The following is a 26242-nucleotide window of genomic DNA, read 5'->3' on the forward strand; positions in this document are numbered from 1 at the left end:
TTTGGTATTACAACCATTTCAATCTTTTGAAGTTATAGTACAGATAGCTACATAAGGCGATAATAATGACCATTATGACAAGGTAAGAGTATTTCCAATGCAGCTCAGGCATAAAGTCAAAGTTCATGCCATAAATGCCAGCGATAGCTGTCGGCACTGCCAGAATACCTGCCCATGCAGCGAGCTTACGCACGACTTCATTCTGACCCATATTGACCATCGCCATATAGGTGTTCATCACCACGCTCAGCATTTCATTAAGACCATTAATAGCATCTAGGGAGTGCAATAGGTGATCGTTAACATCGCGAAAGTAAGGCTTAGCGGCTTGAGAAAATCCAGAGATAATCTCACTTTTTTTATGATTGATAAAAAAGCTACAGATGTCTTGCACAGGTAAGATGATGGCGCGCATATGTACCAGTTGCGATTTAAGCTCGTAAAGATTTTTTAGCGTGCCTTTATCAAACTCAGAGGTAAATACATAGCGTTCTTGCTCGCGCAAGTAACGGCCCAATCGATCGGTAATCGGCATATAGTTATCAACGATAAAATCGAGGATAGCATGCAGTACAAAGATAGGGCCCATGCGTAACTTCTCAGGGCGACGATGGCAATGCTCACGTACTGGCGCATAAGAGTTTGACGGACCATTGCGAATTGTAATGAGGTAGTTTTTACCCATAAATATCGCAGTAGTACCATAACGAATGACATTATCTTCGAGCTTGGCTGTACGTAGCACCACAAAGACCATATCATTATCGTAGTTTTCGACCTTGGCGCGTTGATGATCAGCAAAGGCATCTTCAATCGCTAGCTCATGCAGGTCAAAAGCTTCTTTTACTTTAACCATGGTTTCTAAGCTTGGATCATATAGCCCAAGCCAAATAAATTGACCATTGTTCCCTAGCGTACGACTCACATCATTGAGCGCCACTCTATTAAGGTTCTCACCTGTTTTACGTGAGTAAGCGTAGCAATTGACCACTTCGCCTGCACTTGATGAATCAATATCTTCATAGCGTTCAGAGTCAGGATCGTAGACCGTCATGGTCTCAATAGTATCTTCAGTAGTGGCGTCCACATCCCCATAGATATAACTATCATCATCGTCCAAATAGAGATGCTTGTCACTCATATTGGCATAGATATGGTTCATATTGGAATCAGGTGCAATGTGAGCCGTTTTTTTGATTAATTGATTATTATCATTTTCCATATACTTTCCTGTCATATAATAAAAAACTTCAATAATCCAAATATGTTGTGAACGCTGCTACGATTTTATCGTGTGCCAATACTAACTATAGGGCATAGCTTTTTAGCGTATCGATATCTACCAATGCCAAGAGACTCTCGTGACAAGCTTCTAGCTTTATTTGCGGTGCAATATCAAAGTCCAATGCTTCAACCCAACGTAGCGCGCAGATGCACCAGTAGTCACCAGGTTTGAGACCAGGAAAGTTGTATTCAGGTAATGGGGTAATCAGGTCATTACCGCGACTGGCAGAGAAGTTTAAAAACTCGCTGGTCATCTTGGCGCAGACGGTATGTTGACCGACATCATGGTTGCCAGTATGGCAAAAACCATTGCGATAATAGCCAGTGATTGGATCGAAACAACAGCTGGCAAGTGCAGTGCCTAAGACATTGGTTTGGTTGATGGCAGGGTTTGGGTGGTAATCAGATGACATAAGGCTTCCGAGATAAAAATATGTGTTAGTGTATCATGAGTCTGTGTTGATGACGCTGCCGTAATCGCGCTCATTATCTTATGGATAACAAAAAACAAACCTCTCGGCCATTCGCCCAACATTGAGCCAAATACATCAACGATGACTGTTACATCTGCTAAGCTCATAAGCAGCAATTGAACTGTAATTAGATAGTGATTGTGGCTAATTGTCACTAGGCGAACCTTGAGTGCTATGCTAAACTAAAGCATAAAGTGCCTTGATTATTTGTCGCAATTTTTTAGCGCATAAAGATACTCGTCTTATCATTCTAAATTATACTTATTATTCACCCTTTTGCGGTTACCTGGTTTGTTTATAAATAATTGGGTCAATGATGTTGCGCGTTAAAAATAAAAACACACAGCGTCAATACCCGGCAAATCACCCTTTAAGTACCGCATCAGTACCGCGTTTTTGGTAAGCGATACGCCAAACAAGGATTTATTGTGTCTGTTAGTTCTGATTCTGCAAAACCTGCCCAGCCAAATTCTACCAACGAAACAGTGTCTCAGCCTGCTGAAAATAATGCTGCACCCAATCGCATGCCATATTTGAGTAACTTTGGCAGTGATGTTGCCAATAGTTGGCTATTGCCTGATGGGGTGGTTGATGTCCTGTTTGAAGATGCGCATAAGCAAGAAGTGCTTAGACATCAGTTAATCGAGCAGCTTATTACTCATGGTTATCAGCTGGTTTGTCCGCCGATGATCGAGTTTACTGAGTCTTTGCTAAGTGATGCGTCAGAAGATCTCAAACGTCAAACCTTTAAGATTATCGATCAGTTGACTGGTCGCCTAATGGGCGTCCGCGCTGATATTACCCCGCAAATTTTGCGTATAGATGCGCATCATGGTGGTACGGGTATTGCGCGTTATTGCTACGTTGGTGATGTGATTCATACCTTGCCATCAGGACTGTTTGGCTCTCGTACGCCGCTACAGTTGGGTGCTGAGATATTTGGCTGTGCGTCACTAGCGGCAGATATTGAGCTGATAGATGTGCTATTTACGATGGTGAATAAACTCAATATGAGTGCAGCACTCCATATCGATTTGGGTCATGTAGCGATATTCAAACGTTTGGCTGAACTGGCTGAGTTATCAGACAGTGATACTGAGCAATTGATGTACTTATATGCCAATAAAAACCTACCAGAGCTCAAGCGTGTTTGTCGCGCTTTGCCAATGGGTGATGATTTTTATGTGTTGGCACGCTTTGGCCACGATATCGCAAACCTATTAGCCAAATTATCAGATGCGGCGCAGCAAGACAGCCAAATCGCAACGGCAATCGATGAGCTACAGCGTTTGAAAAACTATCTACAAGACCAATGGCAGTGTCCAGTCAGTATCGATGTGACTGAACTATCAGGTTATCACTATCATACTGGCATCGTCTTCAATGGTTATATTAATAGCGAAACGCAGCCACTAGTACGTGGTGGTCGTTTTGATGGTATGCAAAGCCAGACACAAGCGTTACGTGCGGCCACGGGCTTTAGTATGGATGTTAGCCGATTGCTGGCTCATACAAAGTTAGATGCGCCAACCGTTGTCTTAGTTGATTTTGCCGCTTTGTCTAATGCAAATACAGATGAGATGCAGACGCTACTGCAACAAGTAGAGAGTCTACGTCAGCAAGGCTATCGCGTCACTATGCCGTTAGATGCACAGGACAGTCCAGATGATGTTACGCATCGTTTGAGCATGGCTGATGACAGCCAATGGCAGCTACAAACTGTTTAATTGTCTAATAGTAGGCTATTGAATGGCTCACGCAGCCAAAAGTGTTCAGTACAAATTATGAGAACGCAAAATTATTCGTTAGATATCTCAGTGTTTCTATTTCATAAATCACTGAGATAAAAAGATATAGCTAAGAAAATCATTTTAATTTTCAGCTTTTATTGCACACACCTCAATACATAAAGGTAAGGATTGATCATGGGTAAGAATGTTGTAGTTTTGGGTAGCCAATGGGGCGACGAAGGTAAGGGTAAAATCGTTGATTTACTTACCGAAAAAGCCTCAGCAGTAGCCCGCTTCCAAGGCGGTCATAATGCTGGTCACACGTTGGTTGTCGATGGCAAAACCACTGTCTTGCATTTGATTCCATCAGGTATCTTGCGTGAAGGCGTCACTTGCTTTATCGGTAATGGCGTGGTGTTAGCACCTGACGCACTACTAAAAGAGATGAAAGAGCTAGAAGACAACAACGTACCAGTACGTGAGCGTCTACGTATCTCTCCTAATTGCCCACTTATCATGCCTTATCATGTGGCACTTGACCAAGCTCGTGAAGCCAAGCGTGGCAGCGGTAAAATCGGTACAACAGGTCGCGGTATCGGTCCTGCATACGAAGACAAAGTAGCACGTCGTGCGATTAAACTTGCTGATTTGTTCCGTGAAGATCTAGAAGAAAAACTACGTAACCTAATCGAATATCACAATTTCCAACTGACTGAATACTATAAAGTTGAAGCGATTGATTTTGATGAGACGCTTAAGCTTTGTAAAGAGTGGAAAGAAGAGATTAAAGGTATGGTTACTGATGTAACTGAAGACCTAAATCAATTACGTCTAGCTGGCAAAAACCTAATGTTCGAAGGTGCTCAAGGTACGCTACTTGATATCGACCACGGTACTTATCCGTTTGTAACCAGCTCAAGCGTAACTGCTGGTGGTGTATCAACGGGTACAGGTATCGGTCCATTGTATTTAGACTATGTACTTGGTATCACCAAAGCGTACACTACGCGTGTTGGTAGTGGTCCGTTCCCAACTGAATTGTTCGATGATGTTGGTGCTCACTTAGCCAAAGTCGGTCATGAATTTGGTGCAACGACTGGCCGTGCACGTCGTTGTGGTTGGTTCGATGCTGAAGCATTACGCCGTGCAGTAGTACTTAACTCTATGTCAGGTATCTGCTTGACCAAGCTTGACGTACTAGATGGTCTTGAAGAGTTGCTAATCGGTGTGGGTTATAACCTGCCTGAGACTGAGTGTGCAGGCGCACATGATGCTGAGTTTTATGAATCAGTTACGCCTAAGTACGAAACAATGCAAGGCTGGAGCGAGTCTACCGTTGGTATCACTAACTATGATGAGCTTCCAGAAAACGCTAAAAAATACATCAAACGTATCGAAGCATTGATTGGTTGCCCAGTTGATATTATCTCAACTGGTCCTGATCGCGAAGAGACTATCGTATTGCGTGACCCGTATGATGCATAAATAGAAATAAACTATTGTGATTTAATATGAAAAACCTCATGCTACATGCATGGGGTTTTTTCTATTTACGGAGATAGTAATGTCAACTTTCCAAAAAAAGATTTATGAGCATATCTCTAAAGAGTTAGGATTCGACTTCGGTATTTCAAAGCATCAAACTTTTAATCTTAAAGATATTGCAGAGTTAGTAAGACAAGCCAAAGAAAGCGAAACTCCTTATACGATTCTAACAGGAGCAGGATGCTCTCAATCAGCTGGTATACCTTTGGCAGGTGAGTTAGTAAAGGAGATGAATCAAAAGTTTAGTGTGCAGTTACGCAATTTATCTGAAAAAGATAGAAGTAATTATAATAAATGTATGAATGCTTTGACTCATCAAGAACGTAGACGACTTCTTCAGAATCATATAAAAAATGCTAATATAAATTGGGCGCATATTGGTCTAGCGGCTTTGATGGATAATGGCTATACACAGAGAGTATTAACCTTTAACTTTGATAATATATTGATGAGAGCTTGTGGGTTAATTGGGTTATATCCATCTATTTATGATTTTACAAATGCAGATGTTAACCTTCAAAACCTTATTATTGATCCTTCTATCATCTACTTACATGGTCAAAGCTATGGTTTTCGTCAGTTGAATGATGAGAATGAAACTAAAAGTCATGCTAATAATATGACTAACTTTATTGCACAAACCTTGAATACGTCACCTGTTATTGTAGCTGGGTATAGTGGCTATAATGATGGATTTTTTGAGCAAATCGATAAACATTACTGTGGTGAGCAAAGATTATTCTGGATTGGATATGAAAAAGAAATACCAGAGCATCTACGAGATTTCTTTAAAAAATATAAGAATCATGCCCATTATATTGGCGGACAAGACGCTGATGATTTTTTTGTGAGTCTGATGCAGAATCTTAAATGTTTACCAAGTTTCTTCACACAACATGCTCAACATACAATAAGGATTCTAGATGAGGTTATAGACTTCCCAATACCAAACACTGACGGTGGAGTCAATATATTAAGTGATTTACATCAGCAGATGGTTGAGCTGGGAAAACAAATATTATCACTAACAGCTATATTAAATAGTTTTATGATGGAAGGTAAGTATAGCGAAGTGATAAAAGCTATAGAGGACAAGTATGGAAAAATTTCCACTACGAGTAATTCTGATATAGTAGATAAAGAAGTCAAGAAACTTTATGTTTGGGCGCAAATCAATCAGGCTAACAAAGATTGGTTTGAGTTGAGTAGTAAAGACATAGATCCTAATATTCATCTTAGCGACATTGATGCCATTCTTAAACGTTTTGAAAAAGCAGAATTTTTGCAACATGACATGTATGAATTTTATCTAGAATGGGGTCTGATATTAAATGATATGGCTGAAACAACAAATAATATAGATATTTACAAGAAGAGTAATATTCAGCTGGAAAAGGCAGATAATATTCAACCATCAGCCTTGACCCCTAACACTGTTTGGGGAGTTAATCTTCTGAAGTTAGCTGAACTAGAAGGTGATGTTTCTTATAACGAACAAGCTTTGGAGAAATTGTTGGTTGCTGAACTACATGACTCAGAAGAGGTTTATAACTTAGCTTGTGTTTATGCTCGTTTAAAAGAATTTGATAATGCTAAGAAAAAATTAAAAATTTGTCAAAAGAATAATGTTTTACCTGAGAAAGAACATTTGCTCAAAGATCCAGATCTGAAGCTACTTCGTGAAGATATATGGTTTGATGACTTTATTTCGGATGCATACTAAATTTACTTTTATGCAAGGTATGGTCATAAATTAACCCTATCATTTATGGCCTTAATCATTATAATAGGCAGCAATCCGATGTTGGCGCTTATGGTTATACACTGATATACCATGAGTTGTGTAAAACAGTCCAAGTCAACATTGTGGCTAAAGCTAAAACAACGCATTAATTTTTCATATTTTATTGAATTTATCATTTATTAGGAGCTTCTCATGGCTAACGAACGTACTTTATCTATCATCAAACCTGACGCAGTTGCTGGCAACCATATCGGCGCTATCTACAGCCGTTTTGAACAAGCTGGTCTAAAAATCGTTGCAGCTAAAATGCTACAACTTGATGATGAAAAAGCAGGCGGTTTCTACGCTGAGCACGCTGAGCGTCCATTTTACAACGACCTAAAATCTTTCATGATGTCAGGTCCAGTATTGGTATCAGTACTAGAAGGCGAAAACGCTATCGCTCAGCATCGTGAAATCATGGGTGCAACTAACCCAAAAGAAGCTGCTGAAGGTACTATCCGTGCTGACTTCGCTAGCAGCATCGACGAAAACGCAGTACATGGTTCAGATTCAGCTGAATCAGCAGCACGTGAAATCAGATACTTCTTCAGCGATGATGAAGTTTGTGCACGTACACGCTAATATAGTAAATAAACTATAAGCTTTTACGGCATTCGATTTGTTTGAGGTAACTGCTATAATAAGACAGCTACGATTTAAACTGATCTTACCTGTATGAGTTTTATACTTGATTGACTATGGACGAATTATTTATAACATCGATTGTTTATAATTGGTTTGCGAGACGGCTTATATCTTATGGGTATAGGCCGTTTTAGCTATTATAATAATCCTATAGTCAAAGAATTACTAAACTGCGACGGCGTTACCCTCATCAGATGTACTACTTGTACAATCTGCAGTCGGCTGCCTTGTATCCGCTTTAGAGTTCTATAATTATATTATTCATTGAAATTCTTAGTGACTTGCCTCATTATTGATTTTACTTAGCGTTATCAATCCCTTATCAGCATGTTTTTGTCAATTCGAAGAACTGCGCTCATAGCGGATTGCTCATGCACTCACGTATGTATGGCAAAGCCCATATAAATAATTGCACCGCTTATCTAAGCTTCTGCAAAAAGGTTACCTATTATGTCAACTGTTCAAGCACCTACTCAGCACGTACCTGCTAAGATTACTGATAGCATTAAGCTAGTAGATGAGGCACATGCCAAAACCAATCTATTGGGTATGACGCAAGCGCAACTGGCTGATTACTTTAAGAGTATTGGCGAAAAGCCATTTCGATCTACTCAGGTGATTAAGTGGATTTATCAGCATGGCGTGACAGATTTTGAGCAAATGACCAATTTGAGTAAGTCATTGCGAGATAAGTTATCGCTTAATGCTTGTGTAGTACCGCCCAAAGTGATTCATCGTCAATATAGTGATGATGGTACGCGTAAGTGGGTATTTGAAGTCACTGGTGGCTCGTTGGTTGAGACGGTGCTTATCCCTGCAGATGATAGCAAGATAAATGGCCGTAAGACATTATGCGTGTCTTCGCAAGTAGGCTGTGCACTAGACTGTAGCTTCTGTAGTACAGGTAAGCAAGGGTTTGAGCGTGACTTGAGTGCGGCTGAAATTATCGGTCAGTTATGGGTCGCTAATGCGTCATATATGACAGATGAAAATGAAAGTTTAGAAAACGTCGATCATAGTCTATGGGAAAATAACGTCACCAACGTGGTGATGATGGGCATGGGTGAGCCGCTATTGAACTATAAGCCTGTAGTAGGCTCAATGGAGCTAATGCTAAGCGATCATGCTTATGGATTGTCAAAGCGTCGCGTCACGTTATCTACTTCGGGTGTCGTCCCGAAAATGTATCAGCTAGCACAAGACATCGATGTGGCATTGGCTATTTCACTGCATGCACCAAATGATGAGCTGCGTAACAAGTTGGTGCCAATCAACAAAAAATATCCATTAGAAGAGCTGATTGCAGCGGCAAAAAACTATGTCTATGATGTCAATCCACGTCATAAGAAGCACGTTACGATTGAATATGTGATGCTTGATGGGGTCAATGATAGCAATGAGCATGCTCATCAGTTGGTTGCGCTATTAGAAGGGTTGCCAAGTAAAATTAACCTTATTCCGTTTAACCCGTTTCCACATGCACCGTATGACAAATCAAGCAACAACCGTATTCATGCGTTTAGCAATATACTGAGCGAAGCAGGTTTTGTTTGTACCATTCGTCAAACCCGTGGTGATGATATCGATGCTGCTTGTGGCCAATTGGTTGGACAAGTGGCGGATCGTACTAGACGCTCAGCCGCATGGCAGCAGAGCATTAAAGATCGTGAAAGCGTTTAGCACGTTCTCTAGAAGATAAACGTTATATCTGACTGGTATAGCGTTTTAGCTGTCTTTTGTCTATCGCAATGGTAAGAAAATGTAGCAATGACTGTCAAGATTGCAGAACGTGGCAATTAATAACAACTAAATTGTACTTATAGGGGTTAAATCTATTAAACTGAGGTCTCGAAGATCGAACGCATTGAATCTCAGTTTTATGATGGCGGCTATGATGACTTCTAAAAATTCTTGTCAGTTCAAATATCAAAAATCATTTTCTAAATTTTATAAGCAGTCGAGTATTAGTGCTGCCCAAACCGCTTTGCCAAAGCGTGCAGTGCTGTCGGCAGTATTTGGCATCCTTGTATTAAGTGGCTGTCAGACCACCCCGAACAATGATTTGCTAGGCAACTCTCCTTATCAAACATCTACGCGCGCTAGCAACGATCGAAATTTAGATCAGCAGGAAATCGCCCGTGTGCGTACCTCACTTGCCGCGCAATACATCCGAAAAAATGAGCTTGATACCGCGCAGCAGCAGCTCGAAAAAGCCTTTGCTGCCGATAGCCGTTATGCGCCAGCCTATGATATGATGGGCGTTTTGTTGCAGCAAGAAGGCAGCCGTATCAATCTAGCCAAAGCTGATGAGTACTTCAAAAAAGCAATCGCGCTAGATAAAGACTTTGTACAAGCACACAATAATTATGGCGTGTATCTGTCACAGACAAAGCGCTATCGTGAAGCAGCAGAACAGTTTGAGATTGCAGGGGCGACGCTAGGCTATGAAGGCCGTATTGGCGCGCTAGAAAACCTAGGTCGTACTTATCTACAGTTAGGTGATAATAGTGCCGCTTCAAAAGCATTTTTACGGGCACTTGATGGCAATCGTAATAGCATCATTGCTCATATCGAACTGGTAGATTTATTGCTCGACCAGCAACGTATACCGCAGGCACAGAGACTGTATGATGAGACGCTGATATTGGTGCAGGGGCAGGGTATTAGCCCGCGCTTGCTCTTACAAGGTATCAAGCTTGCAGCAGCACAAAATAATATAACAACGCGCCAGCAATTGGCACAGCAGCTTTTATCCGCTTATCCGCTAAGTGATGAAGCAAAACAACTTAAGACTTGGCTTAACAATCCAGAGGCACCATGGAAATGATCACCCCATCATCTAACACTCAATCTAACGCTCAGGGATCATTTGGTGCCGTGTTGCAGCAAGCCCGTAAAAACAAGCAAGTCACTTTAGAAGCAGCGGCGGCTGAGCTGTTCATTCTAAAGCGTCATTTGGAGGCCTTAGAAAGCGAAAACTTCGCTGAGCTACCACAGGCTGCATTTGCTCGTGGTTTTGCGATTAACTATGCCAAATATTTGGGCTTAGATTCAGCAAAAATCGCTAGTAGCTTCGATGCCGCCTATCCTAATGAGCTAAAGGCCAAATCAGCCAGCAATATCGATACGCCACTGCGTCCAATGGGGACTTTGCAGCGTGATACTCATAACCGTATCCGCTTTAACCCTCTATTGATCATAGGCGTTATCGGATTGATTATCTTGGCGGTATTCCTATTCCGCATGGTGAGTAACGCAAGCAAAGAAAACACGCAAGAGCCTGTATCAGCTGTGGAGGACATGTCAGCGATAGAGCAAGCCCAAGGTGCCGCCATCAATAGTGATGCAAGTGGCGTTGGTGCTTCTGGCTCTGCATTGAATCTAGGTGATGCTGCAGCAACGGCTAACCTAAACCTTGTATTGACAAGCGACGCTGTGGTTAGTATCACGGATTCTTCTGGAAACAGCCTGATAAATGGTTCTCAGTCTGTAGGTAACTATGACTTGTCAGGTATGCCACCGTTCAATGTGCAAATTGATAATATCGACAATGTTAGCTTGATGCTCAATCAACAACCAGTTGCGTTAGATACGTATGCAACAGATAAGCAAGCTACTTTTGAATTAGCACCATAGTTAATTGTATAAGCGCCAAATTTAAATAAAGCACTCATATGTTTGAATGAAGCACTCATGTGTTTGAATAAAGCGCACATGTGTATCCGGATTTAGCTGGTTTATATTATATGTACAAAGGCCTAGGGCTTTTCTATTTTTGATTCAAGGATTTATGTATGTCAATGCCATCGCCTATTAATCGTCGTCTGACCAAAAAAATCTATGTCGGTGATGTCGCGGTTGGTGGTGATGCACCAATTAGCGTACAGAGCATGACCAACACTGATACCTGTGATGTAGCAGCGACGGTCGCTCAAATCGAGCGTTGTGTCGAAGCAGGTGCAGATTTGATGCGTGTATCTACGCCAACGATGGATACGGTCAAAGCCTTTGGTGAAATTCGCAAACTGGTAAGCGTGCCTTTGATCGCTGATGTGCATTTTGATCATAAAATCGCTTTGGCCGTTGCTGAAGCAGGCGCTGATTGCTTACGTATCAATCCTGGTAACATTGGTAGCGATGCCAAAGTACGTGAAGTGGTCGCTTGTGCTAAATATCACAATATTCCTATTCGTATTGGCGTCAACGCTGGCTCTTTAGAAAAAGACATACAGCGTAAGTATACTGAGCCAACTGGTGAGGCAATGCTAGAATCGGCAATGCGCCATATTGATATTTTAGAGCGTCTTAACTTTGACCAGTACAAAGTATCTGTCAAAGCCAGCAACGTGTTTTTGACATTAGATGCTTATCGTTTAATATCAGCGCAAATTGATAACCCATTACATTTGGGCGTAACGGAAGCGGGTGTCTACCGTACGGGCGCTGTCAAATCTGCTATCGCGCTAGGTGGATTATTACTAGATGGTATTGGCGATACTATTCGTATCTCATTAGCCGCTGAGCCTGAAGAAGAGATTAAGATTGGTTTTGATATCTTAAAATCGCTTAATATTCGCTCGAACGGTGTAAACTTTATCGCCTGTCCAAGCTGCTCGCGTCAAGAGTTTGACGTGATTAAAGTAATGACAGCGTTAGAGTCTCGCTTAGAAGATATCCGTGAACCGATGAACCTATCTGTGATTGGCTGTAAGGTAAACGGTCCAGGAGAGGCAAAAGAGGCCGATATTGGCATCGTTGGTGCTGCCCCTAGATCACTGGTCTATCGTATGGGTGAAAAAAGCCACCTTATCGATACAGGCAATCTAGTTGATGAGATCGAAGGTATGGTTCGCGCCCATGCAGAAGACTTGGCAAAAAAACGTGAAAATGAAATCATTCGCGTAAAATAAGCCATAGAAGAGATTGATACGTTAGGCTATACCGTCACAGTATCAATCAGATATAGCGCTTATTTGAATATATAGAAAACAATAATAGAATGCCTGTTAAACATTTAAGGATACGACCGTACCATGATCAAAGCTATCAAAGGTTTTAATGATATTTTGCCTGACCAATCCGCAAAGTGGCTGCATTTAGAAGCGATATTGGCTGATGTACTTGGTAGGTACGGTTACGAGCATATTCGCTTGCCTATCGTTGAACAAACGGATTTATTTGCCCGTGCTATTGGCGGCGCGACTGACATCGTCGAAAAAGAGATGTACAGCTTTACTGATAAATCTGAGCCGCCAACGCCGTTAGCGTTGCGTCCTGAAGGCACAGCTGGAGCAGTACGCGCAGTTATCGAGCATAACTTGCTACGCGGTGACACGCCCAAGCTTTGGTACATCGGTCCAATGTTCCGCTACGAGCGCCCGCAAAAAGGCCGCTATCGTCAGTTTCATCAGTTAGGTGTCGAGAGCTTCGGTAGCGCACTACCGGATGCTGATGCTGAGCTGATTGCGATGACTCATTTGATGTGGCAAGAGCTAGGTCTCAACAATGAGATGCGTTTGCAACTAAACAGTTTGGGTGAGTTGGATGAGCGTTATGCTTATCGCGAAGCATTGGTTGCCTATTTAACTGATAAAAAAGACCAGCTAGACGAAGACAGTAAGCGCCGTCTAACGACTAACCCTTTACGTATCTTGGATAGTAAAGAAGCGAGCACGCAAGCAGTATTGGCAGATGCGCCAAAGCTTGCTGACTTCTTGGGTGAAGAGAGTGTGGCGCATTTTGAGCAGGTCAAAGCCTATCTGACTGCGCTTAATATCGATTTTGAAATCAATCCGCACTTAGTACGTGGCCTTGATTATTATAATAAAACAGTATTTGAATGGGTAACAGATAAGCTTGGAAGCCAAGCTACCGTTTGTGCTGGTGGTCGTTATGATGGGCTAGTAGGGCAATTAAAATCAATCGGTACAGATGGCAGTAAACCAGTCAAATCTGAGCCTGGTGTTGGTTTTGCAATGGGGCTTGAGCGTTTATTGCTACTCATAGAAGCGGTTGCGCCGATTGCTGACGTACCTGCTTGTGATGTATTCGTGGTGGCCCATCCTGAGGTGTATAGTGCTGGTATAAGCTATGCACAGAACTTACGTCACAGTCGTCCAGATGTACGAGTAAAAATGGCCAGTGCCACGAGTCTAAAAGCGCAAATGAAGAAGGCAGACAAGTCAGGCGCGGCATTGACAGTCATCATCGCCCAGCAAGAGCTGGATGATAATACGATTAGTATTAAAGACATGCAGACAGGTGAGCAAAAGACGGTCGCCCAAGACTGGTTATCAAATAAAGATAACTTTTCTCGTCGCTAATTGACTTTGACTAATCAGCTTCGTTTGTCGCACTAGCAATTTAATGTAAATTTTATCAGGTAAATATATATGGCTCTGACACCTAATTCGCCAAATGCAGATAACTCCATGCAAGCGCTAAAGCAATATGGTAGTTATATCGTCACTGCGATTTTGTTAGCACTGGCCGCCTATTTTGGTTGGACGTACTGGCAAAACAACCATGCGCGAGTAGATACCGTCGCCGCCGATCAATATGCTGATATTCAGCAGCTAAACGAAGAGGTCAAATTGGCCTCGCAAAACCCAGATTTAGAAGCAGAAGCTCAAGAAGCACTTACCCAAAGTCGTAGCCAGCTAGACAAAGATATTGATACTTTGGTCAGTACGCATGGTGAGTCAGTTTATGCATGGCAAGCGCTAATGATAAAGGCACGTCAACAAGTAGACAATGATGACTTTGCAGCAGCGACTGAGACATTCAAAAAAGCATTGGCCATAGATTTGGGTGATGCTGGTCTAGAAGCGATTACTCGTTTACGCTATGCAAAAACTTTATTGGCCGCAGGTGATACAGGTGCTGCACTGTCAGAAGCAAACAATGACATGCCAAGCTCGTTTGAAGCAAGTCAGCAGGAGCTGCTAGGAGATATTTATTTAGCACAAGACAATAAAGATTCAGCGATTAAATCCTATAGCAATGCGTGGGAGCTATTACGTAGCCGTCAAGAAACGCGTGCAGTATTGGCATTAAAGATGGAAAGCTTAGGTATCACGGCTGAGCCGATTGCTGAGCAAACCAGTCTTATTCAAGAGCCATCTGCTCCTGAGCCGTCGCTAGTGATGGATACCTCGAACGAAGTCGCTGTCGAAGCAGGGCAGTAAGTCAGTAGGCTAGATATTAAGTCAGTAGTATAGTATTGAGAGTTGGTAATCATCCAAAGCTCTTTTTTAATATAACCTAATGATTACTAATTTGCGGTTGGCCAATTTACCAATTAATAATAATTTATCTGTAGTGAGAACATACAATGACTCAATCTATTCGCTCTAGCAAAATGTTAAACACCAAGACTATCAAAAAGACAGTCATGCATGTGGCCGTACTGGCAGTAATGAGCACGGCAGTGATTGGATGTAATCGCGGTATTAAGCCGGTCGTTAATGATCCGGTAAAATTGGTACAAATCGCTCAGCCGATTAGCGTACTACAGCCTGTATTTAGTACCGATGTTGGCAATAAAAAAGCCAGCAAAAAAGATCCGCTAGATTTGCAAGTTGGCTATGCCAATGGTCAAATCGTTACTGCATCACGCGGTGGTGAGCTGTCAGGGTTTAATAGTGCAGGCGAGCGCGTATGGTCAATCAATGTTGACGACCAAATCACCGGCGGTGTTGCAGTAGATGCATTGAGCCAGACAGCTATTATTAGTACTCGTGGTGGCAAGGTCATGGCATTTGATAGCACGACTGGTGCAAAGCGTTGGCAGCAGCAGTTGTCAGGTTCGGTTTTAACGCCAGCACTGATTACTAATAATCGTGTGGTATTATCAGCGAATGATGGTTTCTTACACGGTCTGTCGCTGCAAACTGGACAATCAGTATGGCAGTTCGCAACTCAGGTACCTGCTATCAGCGTTCGCGGTAGCGCTGCGCCGACTTTATTAGACAATGAGACAGCGCTTTTGGCGACAGCTGATGGTCGTCTGCATGCAATTACTGTCGATAACGGTCTTCCGCTATGGTCAAGACGTGTTGGTGTAGGCGCTGGTAGTAGTGAAGTTGAGCGCATGAGCGATGTCGATGGCAAACCTATCGTAGATAAAAATCAGTTGTTTGCGATCAGCTATAGTGGTCAGCTATTAGGTATTGATTTGGCCTCGCGTCAGGTGATGTTCGTCAATGAAATTGCGAGCCTCAAATCACTGGCAGTAAATACTCAGCAAGTCATCGCGACCAGTCTAGATGGCAAAGTAGTTGCTTATGATCGCAACAGTGGCGAGACACTTTGGGAAAGTGACGAATTGGCTTATCGAGATCTTACCAATCCTGTGATGATTGGCAACTATATCGCCATTGGTGATTTCGATGGCGTAGTGCATTTGTTTAACCCTGCTACGGGTAGCATCGTTAGTCGTGTAGAGACAAAAGGTGCGTTGACCAACTTGCAAGTTCAAGGTAGCCGTTTAATGACTCAAAGTACGTCAGGACAAGTTGCTATCTGGCAGTTAGTGCGCTAATAACTATATAGATAGGTGCTTATAGATGATTAACGAAGTGTAATATTTCACTATAGCCCTTAAGCCTATTCTTGATTGTCACTTATGAAACACAAACGCTGCTTAGTCAGCGTTTAGTGCCTTGTGTAAATTGCTTGTTTAAACACAGGCTTTCGCGTACTCTATGCGACCGATGTGCTATCCATCTATACTACTTATTTATAGTATGTATAATGAGGCCATCCTATATACTATTTTTAATCGTAAGATAGCCATCTATTATTTTTGCTATTGTTCTATCATTCATTTTAATTCACGGTCAATTGCAGCATATCTATTACTATTGTTATGTCACTGGTTATAAGAATAACTGTACTGCCCGTCATTGTGCCTTTCACTGAGAGTAACCCATGAGTATCAAGCCTGTGGTCGCCTTAATTGGTCGTCCAAACGTCGGTAAATCCACCTTATTTAATCAGTTCACAAAAAGTCGGCAGGCATTGGTCGCTGACCTTTCAGGATTGACTCGTGACCGTCAGTACGGTGATGCAACTTATGAAGACAAATCTTTTATCGTTGTAGATACGGGTGGTATCGGTGAAGCTGATGACGGTAGCGGTAATATTGATGACTATATGTCTGAGCAGTCGCATACAGCAATTCATGAAGCAGATATCATTGTATTCGTCGTTGACGCTCGTGCCGGTATGATTGGCGCTGATGCTGAAATTGGTAAGTTTTTGCATACGTTAGGCAAACCTGTCTATGTTGTCGCCAATAAAGTCGACGGTGTACATGATGCAGCACCTGCTGAGTTTTATGCACTAGGATTGGGCGAGCCGTATCCGATGGCAGCCAGTCATGGTCGCGGTGTCGGCAACTTGCTTGAAGTACTAACGGCTGATATGCCTGAGCAAGAAAACATAGTAGAGCCAAGAGGCTTAAAGCTTGCTATTATCGGTCGTCCAAACGTTGGTAAATCGACGCTCGTCAACCGCCTGCTTGGCGAAGACCGAGTAGTGGTATTTGATATGCCAGGCACGACGCGCGATAGTATTTATATTCCTTATCAGCGTGAAGGTCGTGACTATGTTTTGATCGACACTGCTGGTGTACGTCGCCGTGGTAAAATCGATGAAAAAGTAGAAAAATTCTCTGTCATCAAGACCTTGCAAGCGATTGAAGATTCTAACGTAACCGTGATTGTCATTGATGCTCACGAAGGTATCGTGGATCAAGATTTGCATATGATTGGTTATGCGCTTGACGCTGGACGAGCGTTAGTCGTTGCAATCAATAAATGGGATGGCCTAACGCAAGACCAAAGAGACTATATCAAGCTTGAAATGGATCGCCGCTTTAGCTTTATTCCTTATGTAAAAATACATTTGATCTCAGCACTGCATGGTACAGGTGTCGGTAATTTATATCCGTCTATCTTACGTGCGTACAAATCTTCAATGTTCGAAGTATCGACCAACCGTTTGACTCAGATTTTACAAGATGCGGTGACGGCAAATCCGCCACCAACCGTTGCTGGTCGTCGTATCAAGTTACGTTATGCGCATATTGGTGGCCACAATCCACCCGTTATTGTTATTCATGGTAACCAAACCAGTGCGCTTCCTAAGAGCTATCAGCGCTATCTAGAGAATCAATTCCGTCAAGTGTTTAAGCTAGAAGGCACACCGCTTAACGTTATCTTGAAGCAAAACGACAACCCATATGCTAATAAGAGCGATACGCCGACTAAGGCAAAAGCCCAGCAGTTGCGTCAGCGTGAGCGTAATAGATCACAGAAATTTACTACCAAAGATAAAAAGCCTCGTTAATCCTCGTATTTTAGGCTTTATATCTTTAGCTTTATGATTAATGTCATCGCGTTCGATAGCGCGATGACATTTTTATATTAATACGCTATAGTTTGGGCTTATAAATAACTATCTTAGTTTCAAAAAATACTCAAATGTTTTACTTATCACATCTTTAAAATACCTGTACTATAAATGAAAGCTGCACGCGACTCAGTAGAGTGATATGAACAACCGTTCGTCTCAAACCATCCCCGTACTTATCTGGCGTTCTGTCATACAAGCTGTCGTATTGGCAGTGCTGGCAGGTTTTTTATTGCCTTTTCTTTATGGTTTAGTGCATCACTATCAAGAAAAAGAACAGCATATTCAGCAATTGGCATCGCTACTAACGACTAGCGCATCGACTGCAGATGGGGCAGATGTTGTGGCTGAACAAGTCAATATCTTGTTAGAGAATGAGCCGACTATTCAGAGTATCGTTTTCTATTCCACCTCTGAGCCAATTGAAGATATAGACCAGTCGCTTGCTGATTGGAAAAATGCTTTATTTGCGCATACGGTCAGTTTCAACTATCCAGTGATTAGTAAAGACCTTGATGCCAGTAGTATCGCGTCCAATAAGTCCGATTCCAATCAACAGTTAGCACTGACTTTATCAAACATTATGAGCGAATCGTCAGCGCCAGATGAGGTGACTGATACAGTTACCGAAAATAGCACATTGATTGGTTATATTAATATTACGATGGACGTAGAGTTGCTACGTTTACAGTGGTTCCAAAATATCCTGTGGTTATGGCTAACAACAGTGGTACTGATTGTCATGTTTGCCTTATACATTTTTAGGAAGCTTAATTGGCCAGTTAAAGATATTGAAGTGTTAACTGATGTTTGTGCCATTGTCATGAACAACGCAAATCTAGAGCAACTACCCGTCATTCCGCAGCAATTCAATTTCCAAGAACTGACCCAAATCAAAAAAGCATTAATTGTTTTATTCAATCGTTTACAAGAAGCACGGCAAGGTTATGAAACCCTTGCAGCTTTTGAACAGCAATTGCACAATAAAGACGTGTCACTTGATGTGCAATTGCACAATTTTCAAAGCATGATTTCTCATGAGTTAAAAACGTCGTTGAATGCAATTGTAGGCGGTTTACAACTATTGGATCATGAGGCGCTAAACAGAGAGCAAAAAGACGCGGTAGAGATTATCAGTAGTGGTAGTGATAAATTGGTATTGTCGTTAGATCATATTATACAGTTAAACCAGATCCAAAAAGGCCAGATAAGAATTCATAAAAATGAGTTTAACCCATTACAGCTAATCGCTGATCTGTTAGCTAAGTTTGAAAATATGGCTACGCAAAAAGGGTTAGAGCTGATTAGTAATATTCATCATATAGACTATAGCCTATATGGTGATTCAGAAAAAATATATCAGATACTATCGATACTGCTCAATAATGCGATTAAGTTTACACCTGTCGGGAAAGTTACGATTACGTCGCAACTGACACATTTTAATAAAAGTAATCGTTGGCAGATTAGCGTGAAAGATACGGGTATTGGTATCAATAATGAGCACCTAGACGATATATTTAATCCGTTCTTTCAGGTAGATTCGTCGCAAACTCGCCAGTACGAAGGCTCAGGGGTTGGCTTACCGATTGTTAGACAAATGGCGCAGCTTATGGGTGCTACGATTGATGTTGATAGTGTGCTTGGTGTAGGTACACAGTTTACGCTGACCATAGCGATGCCCAATCAACAGCAATCAAAACAGCAGCGCTTATTGTCTGGTCTAACGATTATTTATTATTACTATCATGAGACAGGCTCCTTATTAAATGAACTGGAATATCTAGGGGCTACGATTATTTGTTGCCAAGGTAACCAACTCGTCATAGAGGAGATGCGTAAGCAGAAAGTTGACATGGTGATGTTTGGTGAAGATGTTTTCCCGGAAAAAGCTGCGATGCTAGCCAAACGTATCCGTAAGCATGAAAGCGATGAGGGCAGTAAGAGCGAGCATCGTGCGTTATTGGTATATTGGTATCCACAGCATCGGGCGCGCTATGTAGGCAGCTTTGAGTATGGTTTAAAAGCAGCTGGTATTGACTATTGTCATATTGCTACTTATAAGGACAAAGCGTTAAGCGACTTATTAAAACAATGGTTGGTTTGGACGTAGAGCTGTTCTACCAAATCCGTGTTCCTAGTTAGGTTCATTTTATTAGGTAGCATTTTTTATATTTTCTACTTTTAAATATCGAAGCACTTTTAAAATAAAGTAGGCATAAAAACAAAAAAGACGCCCATTTTGAGGCGTCTTTTTTTAAACAGTTTTTAGCTAAAATTACTTTTTAAAGGTTTCTCTTAGAGAAGATTCTTTACCCAGCGTACGATATGTTCCCAAGTACGGCTCATAAAGCCTGACTGTTCGATATCGTTGGTTGCAATGATAGGAACTGAGGCTACCGCTTTACCATCAATGACAGCCATCATTTTACCAACTTCCTGACCTTTTTTGATCGGTGCTTCTAAACTCTCAGGAATATCCACCACTGTGGTAATTTTATTTTTCTGGGTTTTACTGGTTAGGATTTGCAAGTTGTCGCCAGTTGCAAGCTCTACCTCGTCAGCTTCTCCAAACCATACTGGAAGCTTACTAACGAACTGCCCAGCAGGCGCCTTGGTAACCGTTGTAAAGTGACCGAAACCCCAGTTAAGTAGTTCGCGTGACTGATCAGCGCGAGCCTGTTGGCTCTTGGTACCCATAATGACAGAGATTAGACGCATGCCTTCACGGTTGCTTGATGCAACCAAGCAGTAGCCTGCTGCATCAGTGTGGCCAGTTTTTAGGCCATCAACAGTTGGGTCAGTAATCAGCAGAGCATTACGGTTACCTTGGGTAATACCATTATAAGTGAACTCTTTTTCTGCGTAGATACTATAGTAGTCGCCGCTGTTTTTGATAATAGCACGAGCAAGTTTAGACAAATCCAAAGCAGATGCTAAATGACCTTCATCAGGCATACCCGTAGCATTGACAAAGTTAGAGTTCTCCATGCCAATTTTTTGCGCTTGTTCGTTCATCAAGATTGCAAACGAGGCTTCGCTACCAGCAATATGTTCAGCCATGGCTTTCGATGCATCATTACCTGATTGAATAATAATACCGCGTAGCATATCGATGACGCTGGCGGTTTTGTTCACAGGCACATACATACAAGATTGGCTGCTACTACCACGGCACCACGCGTTTGGACTCATCAATACCTGTTCATCTTCTTTCAGGTCACCTGATGCTAAGCGTTGCTCAATGATATAACTGGTCATCATCTTAGTCAGAGATGCTGGCGGCAGCGCCTCATTGGCGTTCTTCTGAGCCAAAATTTCGCCAGTGTTATAGTCCATCAACACATAGGCAGTATTGTCCATTTCAGGTGGTTGAATGGCTGCGTTTGCCACTACTGCACTCATCGAGATACTTACACCAACTACCAGCTGTATAAGCTGATTTTTTACACGCTTTACTGTCATATATCATTACACCGCATCATGGAACCAAATGTATCTATCGCTTATGTTTTGTACCTATTTCCATACATTATTTTAAGCAGCATGTCTTAAATGCAGTGTTTAAAATAATGTATCGACGAAAATAGTAACGCCTACACAATAGACATAAAATTAACGCCTTATCTTAGCAAAATGACTACCGATGGGGAATCAATAAATGCAAAAATAAGGCAAGTTTGAAAAGAAAAATGAAGGCCTATCATATATTTATTCTGACTATCATCTGACCAGTCTCTGTAATAAAAATTTAACGCTCACAAAAAAGCCTGCTGCACTGCTTGTGAATAACAAGTAAAGTGACAGCAAGCTTTGATGCTACAGATATCTAAACAATCAGTTGATAAACTTTGCTTAACCGATGTTATAAAGAGTACATAGCTTTTATTTTATTATCATCAATACCAATATTATTAATAAGCTAAGCAGATGACGCTAGTCATTGAATCAAATTAACGAACCTTCTAGTAATCCGCGTTTGCCAAATCTTCACATAGTGCTTTGTTTTCTTGCTTTGAGAATCCCATTGTCCAACTACGAATACCTTGTAGTATCTGGCGATAGTCTTGCTGTGTAGATAGGTATTGAATAGCCGCTTTTGGATCTTCTAGAGAAGGCATTAGCTCATGCAGCTGTACAGTGTACGACTTATAGAACCGCTGTTTTTGCTTACCATTTAGCATTGGTGGGCATATCTCTGATAGTACCTGCATCACCGCAATTTCGTGCTTAGTAATGTTGATGCCAGACATGTCTAGCGGAATGGTAGTGCCAGCGTTATTCGCAGCATTAGAAGCTTGAGACAGCATAGCAACAGACGTTATCAGTCCTGCAATCCCAACTTTTGAGGCAGTATTTGCTATCACAGAAGCTATAGATAATATCGATTGTTTATTCATTCAGTATTACACTCGCTCGTCTTTATTTAATGGTCATATGTTAATCGGTAAAAAAACAAAAGTCACATAAAATATTGATTTATGTGTAGATATCTTGTGAGCCAACACCATTTTTTAGCAACATATCAGTAGCATACCCTAATGACGTTACTTCAGTATCAGTACATCGGTTTGTATTGTTGTGGGGTGTTGCGTATTGTAACGCGATGCTTAATCTACTGGTTGTTATTCGTTTGATACAGATCTTGTTACGCTACTTTCATCGTATAATTATCAGCATAAGAAGAACACGATACTTTGCTAACGACAGGGTTCGTGTCTGTATATTATTCAGTTATAATCGCCCATGCTATCAAAATGAATATTTTTCTCTAGACTGTGACGTCATGTCATTGAAGAATTAGAGTATCATGTTTTCATTTTAAATATGAGCATCGTATTTTTATGCCATATCTTGAACAGACATGGCGCGATAGTAGAATTACCAAATAGAGATGTAGAAAGACAGCTAATAAAACATTAACCACATACTGAGTAGAAATGAGATTTTTAATTAGTAATGATGACGGTGTGTATGCGCCAGGATTATTGGCACTATCTCAAGTATTATCGACTATCGGTGAAGTGGTCGTCGTCGCCCCGAACGATGAACAAAGCGGTTATGCCAGTGCATTAAGTGTTTCAAGACCACTGCATACGCATCAGCTGCCTTCTGGATTTGTAGCGGTAAATGGCTCACCAGCTGACTGTGTTTATTTGGCACTGCATGAATTGTATCGTGATACTGACTTTGACTGCGTGATTACAGGTATCAACTCAGGGGCTAACTTGGGACAAGATGTGATGTTCTCTGGTACGTTCGGTGCTGCATTGACCGCGCAACTATCTGGTATCCCTGCTATAGCAACGTCTTTGGTAGGCGGGGGTGTTAAAAGCGGCGGGCAAGAATCAGCCAGTGATTATCAAGTGGCCGCACATGAAATCGTCAAACTGCTTACTGAAACTTCGGTTTTAGAGATGCTCAAAAGTTTGCCCTATCATGTATTAAACGTTAATATTCCTGATGTGCAGCATGCTGATGATATCAAGGGTCGAAAAATAACCTCGTTAGGACATAAGCAAGCTGCTCAGCCAGTACGCCATATGATAGATCCACGCGGCCGAGATGCATATTGGTTGTCTCTACGCAAAGGTAAAAATGAGCGACCATTAGAAACGTCAATCGATGCGGTACAAGCAAAGCAGGATGTGATGACAGATTATCAGGCTGTAGCGGCAGGGTATGTCAGTTTATCACCAGTACGCCTACATCATACGCCAACGGCAGCGCTGGAGAGATTATCAACACTCGCGCTATAAATTCTATAAGATATAGTCCATACCGGCTTATTAAACACTGACGTGTTATGAGAATATCAGAAGACTCTTGTATGATATCAAGCGCTTTTGAATGATTAAACAATGAATGAGCAACACAAAGAATAGGAACCTTGTATGAAAAAAATCATAGCTGGATCGCATCTTGTTAAAGCCGCGTTGATTGGTACTATGGCAGTCGCTACTCTATCTGTCGTTGGCTGTGCAACGAAGCCTACCTATCAATCAGCAAACCAAGCAGGTCCTAAGATTATTACTAACGCGCAAGGCGTCCCTAACTATCACCGAGTACAACGCGGCGATACGGTCAGCCAGATTGCAGCGCGTTATCGTCTGAACTACCGTCAAATCGGAGCGATGAACAATCTAGATAGTAAATACACCATCTATAGTGGCCAATGGCTCAAACTATGGCAAGGTAATGCGGCAACCACTGCAAGTAACAATAGTTACAGTGCTCCAGTTCAAACGCAACCAACTTATACGCCACCTGTGACCCAATCTCAAACACCAGCTTATGAAGCCACTGCCAACTCGACCTCTGGTTATGATTATCCTACGCGTAATCCAGTGACTCGTAACATTGACCCTGCTGCGGGTAATATGGGAATGTGGTTTGCAGGCAAAGTTGGTGATCCAGTACTTGCCAGCCAATCAGGAACTGTGCTTTACTCAGGCAACGGTCTGCCAGAGTATGGCAATCTAATTATGATTCGTCATAGTGATAACTACATCACAGCCTACGCGCACAATAGCCAGTTGTTGGTACAAGAGGGCGATACAGTACAGCGTGGTCAACGTATTGCTAGTATGGGCAGCAGTGGTCAGACCAATGAGGTAGGCTTAGAGTTTCAAGTTCGCTTAAATGGTAATCCTATTGACCCACGTAGCGTACTTGGGCGTTAGACTTAAATAATAGCTACGGATAGCTTGGCCACTGTGAGCCATTTTATTTATTCATGTTTGAGATTTTTTATGAGATTAAAAAAGCAATACCTCACCTTTGTGCCAGCATTAGTGATGGTCGGGTGTACAAGCCAGCAGGCAATGCAAAGTAAGCCTGTTCGTCAAGGCGGCGTTGAGATTACTCAAACCCAAACCGTTCAGGTCAAACCAACACCTGCGCCAGTCGTAAAACCGCAGCCTGCGCCCAAGCCTAGCTACAGTAGCTTTTCTGATTGGAAGTCAGACTTTTCTATGCGTGCCATATCGTCAGGCTATGATGCCCAAGTTATTGGTCGATTGCTCGATTCTGCTTATCTAAACCAGCAAGTCATCTCATTAGATTCAGGTCAGCCCGAGTTTTCCAAGATGCCGTGGGAATACGTAGATTCTGCGGTATCTAGTGGACGCGTCAGTGTAGGTAAACGCAAATTTGCTGAGCAGCGTGCTTATTTGTCTCAGCTAGAGTCTCAGTATGGGGTTAATGCAGAGATTATCGCTGCGATATGGGGTATGGAGTCATCGTATGGCGCTGTGACTGGCAATAGTGATTTGCCAAGTTCGCTTGCCAGCCTTGCCTATGATGGTCGTCGTCAAGAGTTTGCTGAAACACAGTTGCTATCGTTAGCGACACTGCTACAACGCGGTGACGTATCATGGTCACAACTCGATGGTTCTTGGGCAGGCGGCATGGGACAAACCCAGTTTATCCCTGAGACTTGGCTCAAACAAGGGGTCGATGGTGATGGCAATGGACATCGCAATCCTTGGGCGACTGGTGATGCACTAGCCTCGACGGCCAACTATCTTAGCAATTCAGGTTGGGTTCGTGGCTTAGCACCGTTTTATGAGGCAACGGTGCCAGCATCGTTTGATTACTCAGTGGTTGGTAGCAAACAACCTGCTGCTAGATGGGCTGCGATGGGTGTCGATACGATAGCGGACGTTTACCTAGATGCCAATACTCAGATGGAGCTATGGTTACCCGCTGGTAAGGATGGTCCAGTATTATTGCTAAGCCCAAACTTTGATGTGATTAAAGTCTATAACAACTCATCAAGTTATGCGTTGGGTGTCAGTCTGCTAGGCAAAACGATTAATGGACAAAGCGGTTTGCAAAAATCTTGGCCTCGTTATGAGCGTCCATTATCGACCACACAAGTGACTAACCTACAACGTCGTTTGACTAGTATGGGTTACGATACCAAAGGCGCTGATGGTATCGTTGGTACCAATACTCGTATGGCATTCCAGCGCTGGCAAGCAGATAATGGTCAAACGCCAGACGGATTCATTACTCAAAACAGTGCGTCTTCACTAGCTGGATGGTGAGGTAGGCTGACGGTATTTATACATTGTATAAAAGCGGCTCTTTTAAATTATATTTAGCCATTATTGATTAGCCACTAGTCATCAAATGATAATTTACTTTGTTCTACAAAAAGCACCTTGCAAGGTGCTTTTTTTGTCTCAATCTATGTCTGATTTTGCTGACATCTTTAACACAATGGACCATGCAATAAATATCAAATATTAAGACCAGTGTAATCTGGCTTTATTCAAAACTTATCAGGACAAGGTTAATACAAGAAAGTTGATACTTTGAATGATAGACTCTAGATAATGTGTTTTTTAACGATGACT

Annotated in this window: 20 protein-coding genes; 16 read left to right on the forward strand and 4 right to left on the reverse strand. The window is 42.1% G+C overall.

The window, feature by feature from the left end; translation table 11 throughout:
- Window positions 1–7 precede the first annotated feature (7 nt).
- Window positions 8–1162: a magnesium/cobalt transporter CorA gene (gene corA / locus ACS8FA_RS18750; protein WP_404944629.1), complete on the reverse strand. Its 1155-nt coding sequence runs from the start codon at window positions 1160–1162 to the stop codon at window positions 8–10.
- A 145-nt stretch (window positions 1163–1307) separates the two neighbouring features.
- A complete protein-coding gene (locus ACS8FA_RS18755; RefSeq protein WP_057759025.1) occupies window positions 1308–1697 on the reverse strand; it encodes a DUF2237 family protein in 390 nt (129 codons plus the stop codon).
- A gap of 488 nt (window positions 1698–2185) precedes the next feature.
- Here ACS8FA_RS18755 and ACS8FA_RS18760 point away from each other — a divergent pair, with 488 nt between their 5' ends.
- From ACS8FA_RS18760 to ACS8FA_RS18820, 13 genes are all read left to right on the forward strand, one after another.
- A complete protein-coding gene (locus tag ACS8FA_RS18760; RefSeq protein WP_439265618.1) occupies window positions 2186–3484 on the forward strand; it encodes an ATP phosphoribosyltransferase regulatory subunit in 1299 nt (432 codons plus the stop codon).
- 198 nt (window positions 3485–3682) lie between these two features.
- On the forward strand, window positions 3683–4972 hold the full coding sequence (locus ACS8FA_RS18765; protein WP_057759029.1) for an adenylosuccinate synthase: 1290 nt from the start codon (window positions 3683–3685) through the stop codon (window positions 4970–4972).
- A gap of 79 nt (window positions 4973–5051) precedes the next feature.
- A complete protein-coding gene (locus tag ACS8FA_RS18770; protein ID WP_439265617.1) occupies window positions 5052–6755 on the forward strand; it encodes a TPR end-of-group domain-containing protein in 1704 nt (567 codons plus the stop codon).
- Between the two features lie 213 nt (window positions 6756–6968).
- Window positions 6969–7400 (forward strand): nucleoside-diphosphate kinase, encoded by a 432-nt coding sequence (gene ndk / locus ACS8FA_RS18775; protein WP_439265616.1) that lies wholly within the window; start codon window positions 6969–6971, stop codon window positions 7398–7400.
- A gap of 513 nt (window positions 7401–7913) precedes the next feature.
- Window positions 7914–9143 (forward strand): dual-specificity RNA methyltransferase RlmN, encoded by a 1230-nt coding sequence (rlmN, locus tag ACS8FA_RS18780; RefSeq protein WP_439265614.1) that lies wholly within the window; start codon window positions 7914–7916, stop codon window positions 9141–9143.
- Between the two features lie 211 nt (window positions 9144–9354).
- Window positions 9355–10290, forward strand: a complete 936-nt coding sequence (pilW, locus tag ACS8FA_RS18785) for a type IV pilus biogenesis/stability protein PilW (protein ID WP_439265612.1) — start codon at window positions 9355–9357, stop codon at window positions 10288–10290.
- Complete coding sequence (locus tag ACS8FA_RS18790; RefSeq protein ID WP_439265678.1) at window positions 10287–11099, forward strand: helix-turn-helix domain-containing protein; 813 nt, start codon at window positions 10287–10289, stop codon at window positions 11097–11099. Before pilW ends, ACS8FA_RS18790 begins: the two co-directional genes overlap by 4 nt.
- Window positions 11100–11257: 158 nt before the next feature.
- Entirely contained in the window at window positions 11258–12373 is a 1116-nt protein-coding gene (ispG, locus tag ACS8FA_RS18795; RefSeq protein WP_057759039.1) for a flavodoxin-dependent (E)-4-hydroxy-3-methylbut-2-enyl-diphosphate synthase, read from the forward strand.
- Between the two features lie 123 nt (window positions 12374–12496).
- Window positions 12497–13786 carry a histidine--tRNA ligase gene (gene hisS / locus ACS8FA_RS18800; RefSeq protein WP_238068148.1) on the forward strand — a complete coding sequence of 430 codons (1290 nt, stop codon included), beginning with the start codon at window positions 12497–12499 and terminating at the stop codon, window positions 13784–13786.
- A gap of 69 nt (window positions 13787–13855) precedes the next feature.
- Complete coding sequence (locus tag ACS8FA_RS18805; protein ID WP_439265609.1) at window positions 13856–14650, forward strand: YfgM family protein; 795 nt, start codon at window positions 13856–13858, stop codon at window positions 14648–14650.
- A gap of 146 nt (window positions 14651–14796) precedes the next feature.
- Window positions 14797–16005, forward strand: a complete 1209-nt coding sequence (bamB, locus tag ACS8FA_RS18810; RefSeq protein WP_439265607.1) for an outer membrane protein assembly factor BamB — start codon at window positions 14797–14799, stop codon at window positions 16003–16005.
- A 389-nt stretch (window positions 16006–16394) separates the two neighbouring features.
- Window positions 16395–17816 (forward strand): ribosome biogenesis GTPase Der, encoded by a 1422-nt coding sequence (der, locus tag ACS8FA_RS18815; RefSeq protein WP_057759046.1) that lies wholly within the window; start codon window positions 16395–16397, stop codon window positions 17814–17816.
- A 205-nt stretch (window positions 17817–18021) separates the two neighbouring features.
- The gene (locus ACS8FA_RS18820) at window positions 18022–19992 is read left to right on the forward strand and encodes a sensor histidine kinase (RefSeq protein ID WP_439265604.1); all 1971 of its coding nucleotides are present in this window, start codon (window positions 18022–18024) and stop codon (window positions 19990–19992) included.
- A gap of 185 nt (window positions 19993–20177) precedes the next feature.
- Here the strand turns inward: ACS8FA_RS18820 and ACS8FA_RS18825 are convergent, their stop codons facing one another.
- Together ACS8FA_RS18825 and ACS8FA_RS18830 are read right to left on the reverse strand one after the other, a co-directional pair.
- On the reverse strand, window positions 20178–21344 hold the full coding sequence (locus ACS8FA_RS18825) for a D-alanyl-D-alanine carboxypeptidase family protein (protein WP_160021596.1): 1167 nt from the start codon (window positions 21342–21344) through the stop codon (window positions 20178–20180).
- Window positions 21345–21844: 500 nt separating this feature from the next.
- On the reverse strand, window positions 21845–22279 hold the full coding sequence (locus tag ACS8FA_RS18830) for an MCR_0457 family protein (RefSeq protein WP_439265601.1): 435 nt from the start codon (window positions 22277–22279) through the stop codon (window positions 21845–21847).
- 540 nt (window positions 22280–22819) lie between these two features.
- Between ACS8FA_RS18830 and surE the strand changes: the two genes are divergently transcribed.
- From surE to ACS8FA_RS18845, 3 genes are all read left to right on the forward strand, one after another.
- A complete protein-coding gene (surE, locus tag ACS8FA_RS18835; protein ID WP_439265599.1) occupies window positions 22820–23638 on the forward strand; it encodes a 5'/3'-nucleotidase SurE in 819 nt (272 codons plus the stop codon).
- 135 nt (window positions 23639–23773) lie between these two features.
- Window positions 23774–24562: a peptidoglycan DD-metalloendopeptidase family protein gene (locus ACS8FA_RS18840; RefSeq protein ID WP_057759055.1), complete on the forward strand. Its 789-nt coding sequence runs from the start codon at window positions 23774–23776 to the stop codon at window positions 24560–24562.
- Window positions 24563–24631: 69 nt separating this feature from the next.
- Window positions 24632–25930: a lytic murein transglycosylase gene (locus ACS8FA_RS18845; protein ID WP_201605350.1), complete on the forward strand. Its 1299-nt coding sequence runs from the start codon at window positions 24632–24634 to the stop codon at window positions 25928–25930.
- The last annotated feature ends 312 nt before the right edge of the window (window positions 25931–26242 follow it).

Source organism: Psychrobacter sp. 1Y1, assembly GCF_051847395.2.
GTDB lineage: Bacteria > Pseudomonadota > Gammaproteobacteria > Pseudomonadales > Moraxellaceae > Psychrobacter.

Coding starts and splice junctions, on each gene's coding strand:
- ACS8FA_RS18805 (WP_439265609.1), top strand. CDS start 13,856: ATGGCTCTGACACCTAATTCGCCAAATGCAGATAACTCCATGCAAGCG.
- hisS (WP_238068148.1), top strand. CDS start 12,497: ATGATCAAAGCTATCAAAGGTTTTAATGATATTTTGCCTGACCAATCC.
- corA (WP_404944629.1), bottom strand. CDS start 1,162: ATGAACCATATCTATGCCAATATGAGTGACAAGCATCTCTATTTGGAC.
- ACS8FA_RS18845 (WP_201605350.1), top strand. CDS start 24,632: ATGAGATTAAAAAAGCAATACCTCACCTTTGTGCCAGCATTAGTGATG.
- ACS8FA_RS18770 (WP_439265617.1), top strand. CDS start 5,052: ATGTCAACTTTCCAAAAAAAGATTTATGAGCATATCTCTAAAGAGTTA.
- ndk (WP_439265616.1), top strand. CDS start 6,969: ATGGCTAACGAACGTACTTTATCTATCATCAAACCTGACGCAGTTGCT.
- ACS8FA_RS18755 (WP_057759025.1), bottom strand. CDS start 1,697: ATGTCATCTGATTACCACCCAAACCCTGCCATCAACCAAACCAATGTC.
- ACS8FA_RS18820 (WP_439265604.1), top strand. CDS start 18,022: ATGAACAACCGTTCGTCTCAAACCATCCCCGTACTTATCTGGCGTTCT.
- ispG (WP_057759039.1), top strand. CDS start 11,258: ATGTCAATGCCATCGCCTATTAATCGTCGTCTGACCAAAAAAATCTAT.
- pilW (WP_439265612.1), top strand. CDS start 9,355: ATGATGACTTCTAAAAATTCTTGTCAGTTCAAATATCAAAAATCATTT.
- rlmN (WP_439265614.1), top strand. CDS start 7,914: ATGTCAACTGTTCAAGCACCTACTCAGCACGTACCTGCTAAGATTACT.
- surE (WP_439265599.1), top strand. CDS start 22,820: ATGAGATTTTTAATTAGTAATGATGACGGTGTGTATGCGCCAGGATTA.
- ACS8FA_RS18830 (WP_439265601.1), bottom strand. CDS start 22,279: ATGAATAAACAATCGATATTATCTATAGCTTCTGTGATAGCAAATACT.
- ACS8FA_RS18840 (WP_057759055.1), top strand. CDS start 23,774: ATGAAAAAAATCATAGCTGGATCGCATCTTGTTAAAGCCGCGTTGATT.
- bamB (WP_439265607.1), top strand. CDS start 14,797: ATGACTCAATCTATTCGCTCTAGCAAAATGTTAAACACCAAGACTATC.
- der (WP_057759046.1), top strand. CDS start 16,395: ATGAGTATCAAGCCTGTGGTCGCCTTAATTGGTCGTCCAAACGTCGGT.
- ACS8FA_RS18765 (WP_057759029.1), top strand. CDS start 3,683: ATGGGTAAGAATGTTGTAGTTTTGGGTAGCCAATGGGGCGACGAAGGT.
- ACS8FA_RS18790 (WP_439265678.1), top strand. CDS start 10,287: ATGATCACCCCATCATCTAACACTCAATCTAACGCTCAGGGATCATTT.
- ACS8FA_RS18825 (WP_160021596.1), bottom strand. CDS start 21,344: ATGACAGTAAAGCGTGTAAAAAATCAGCTTATACAGCTGGTAGTTGGT.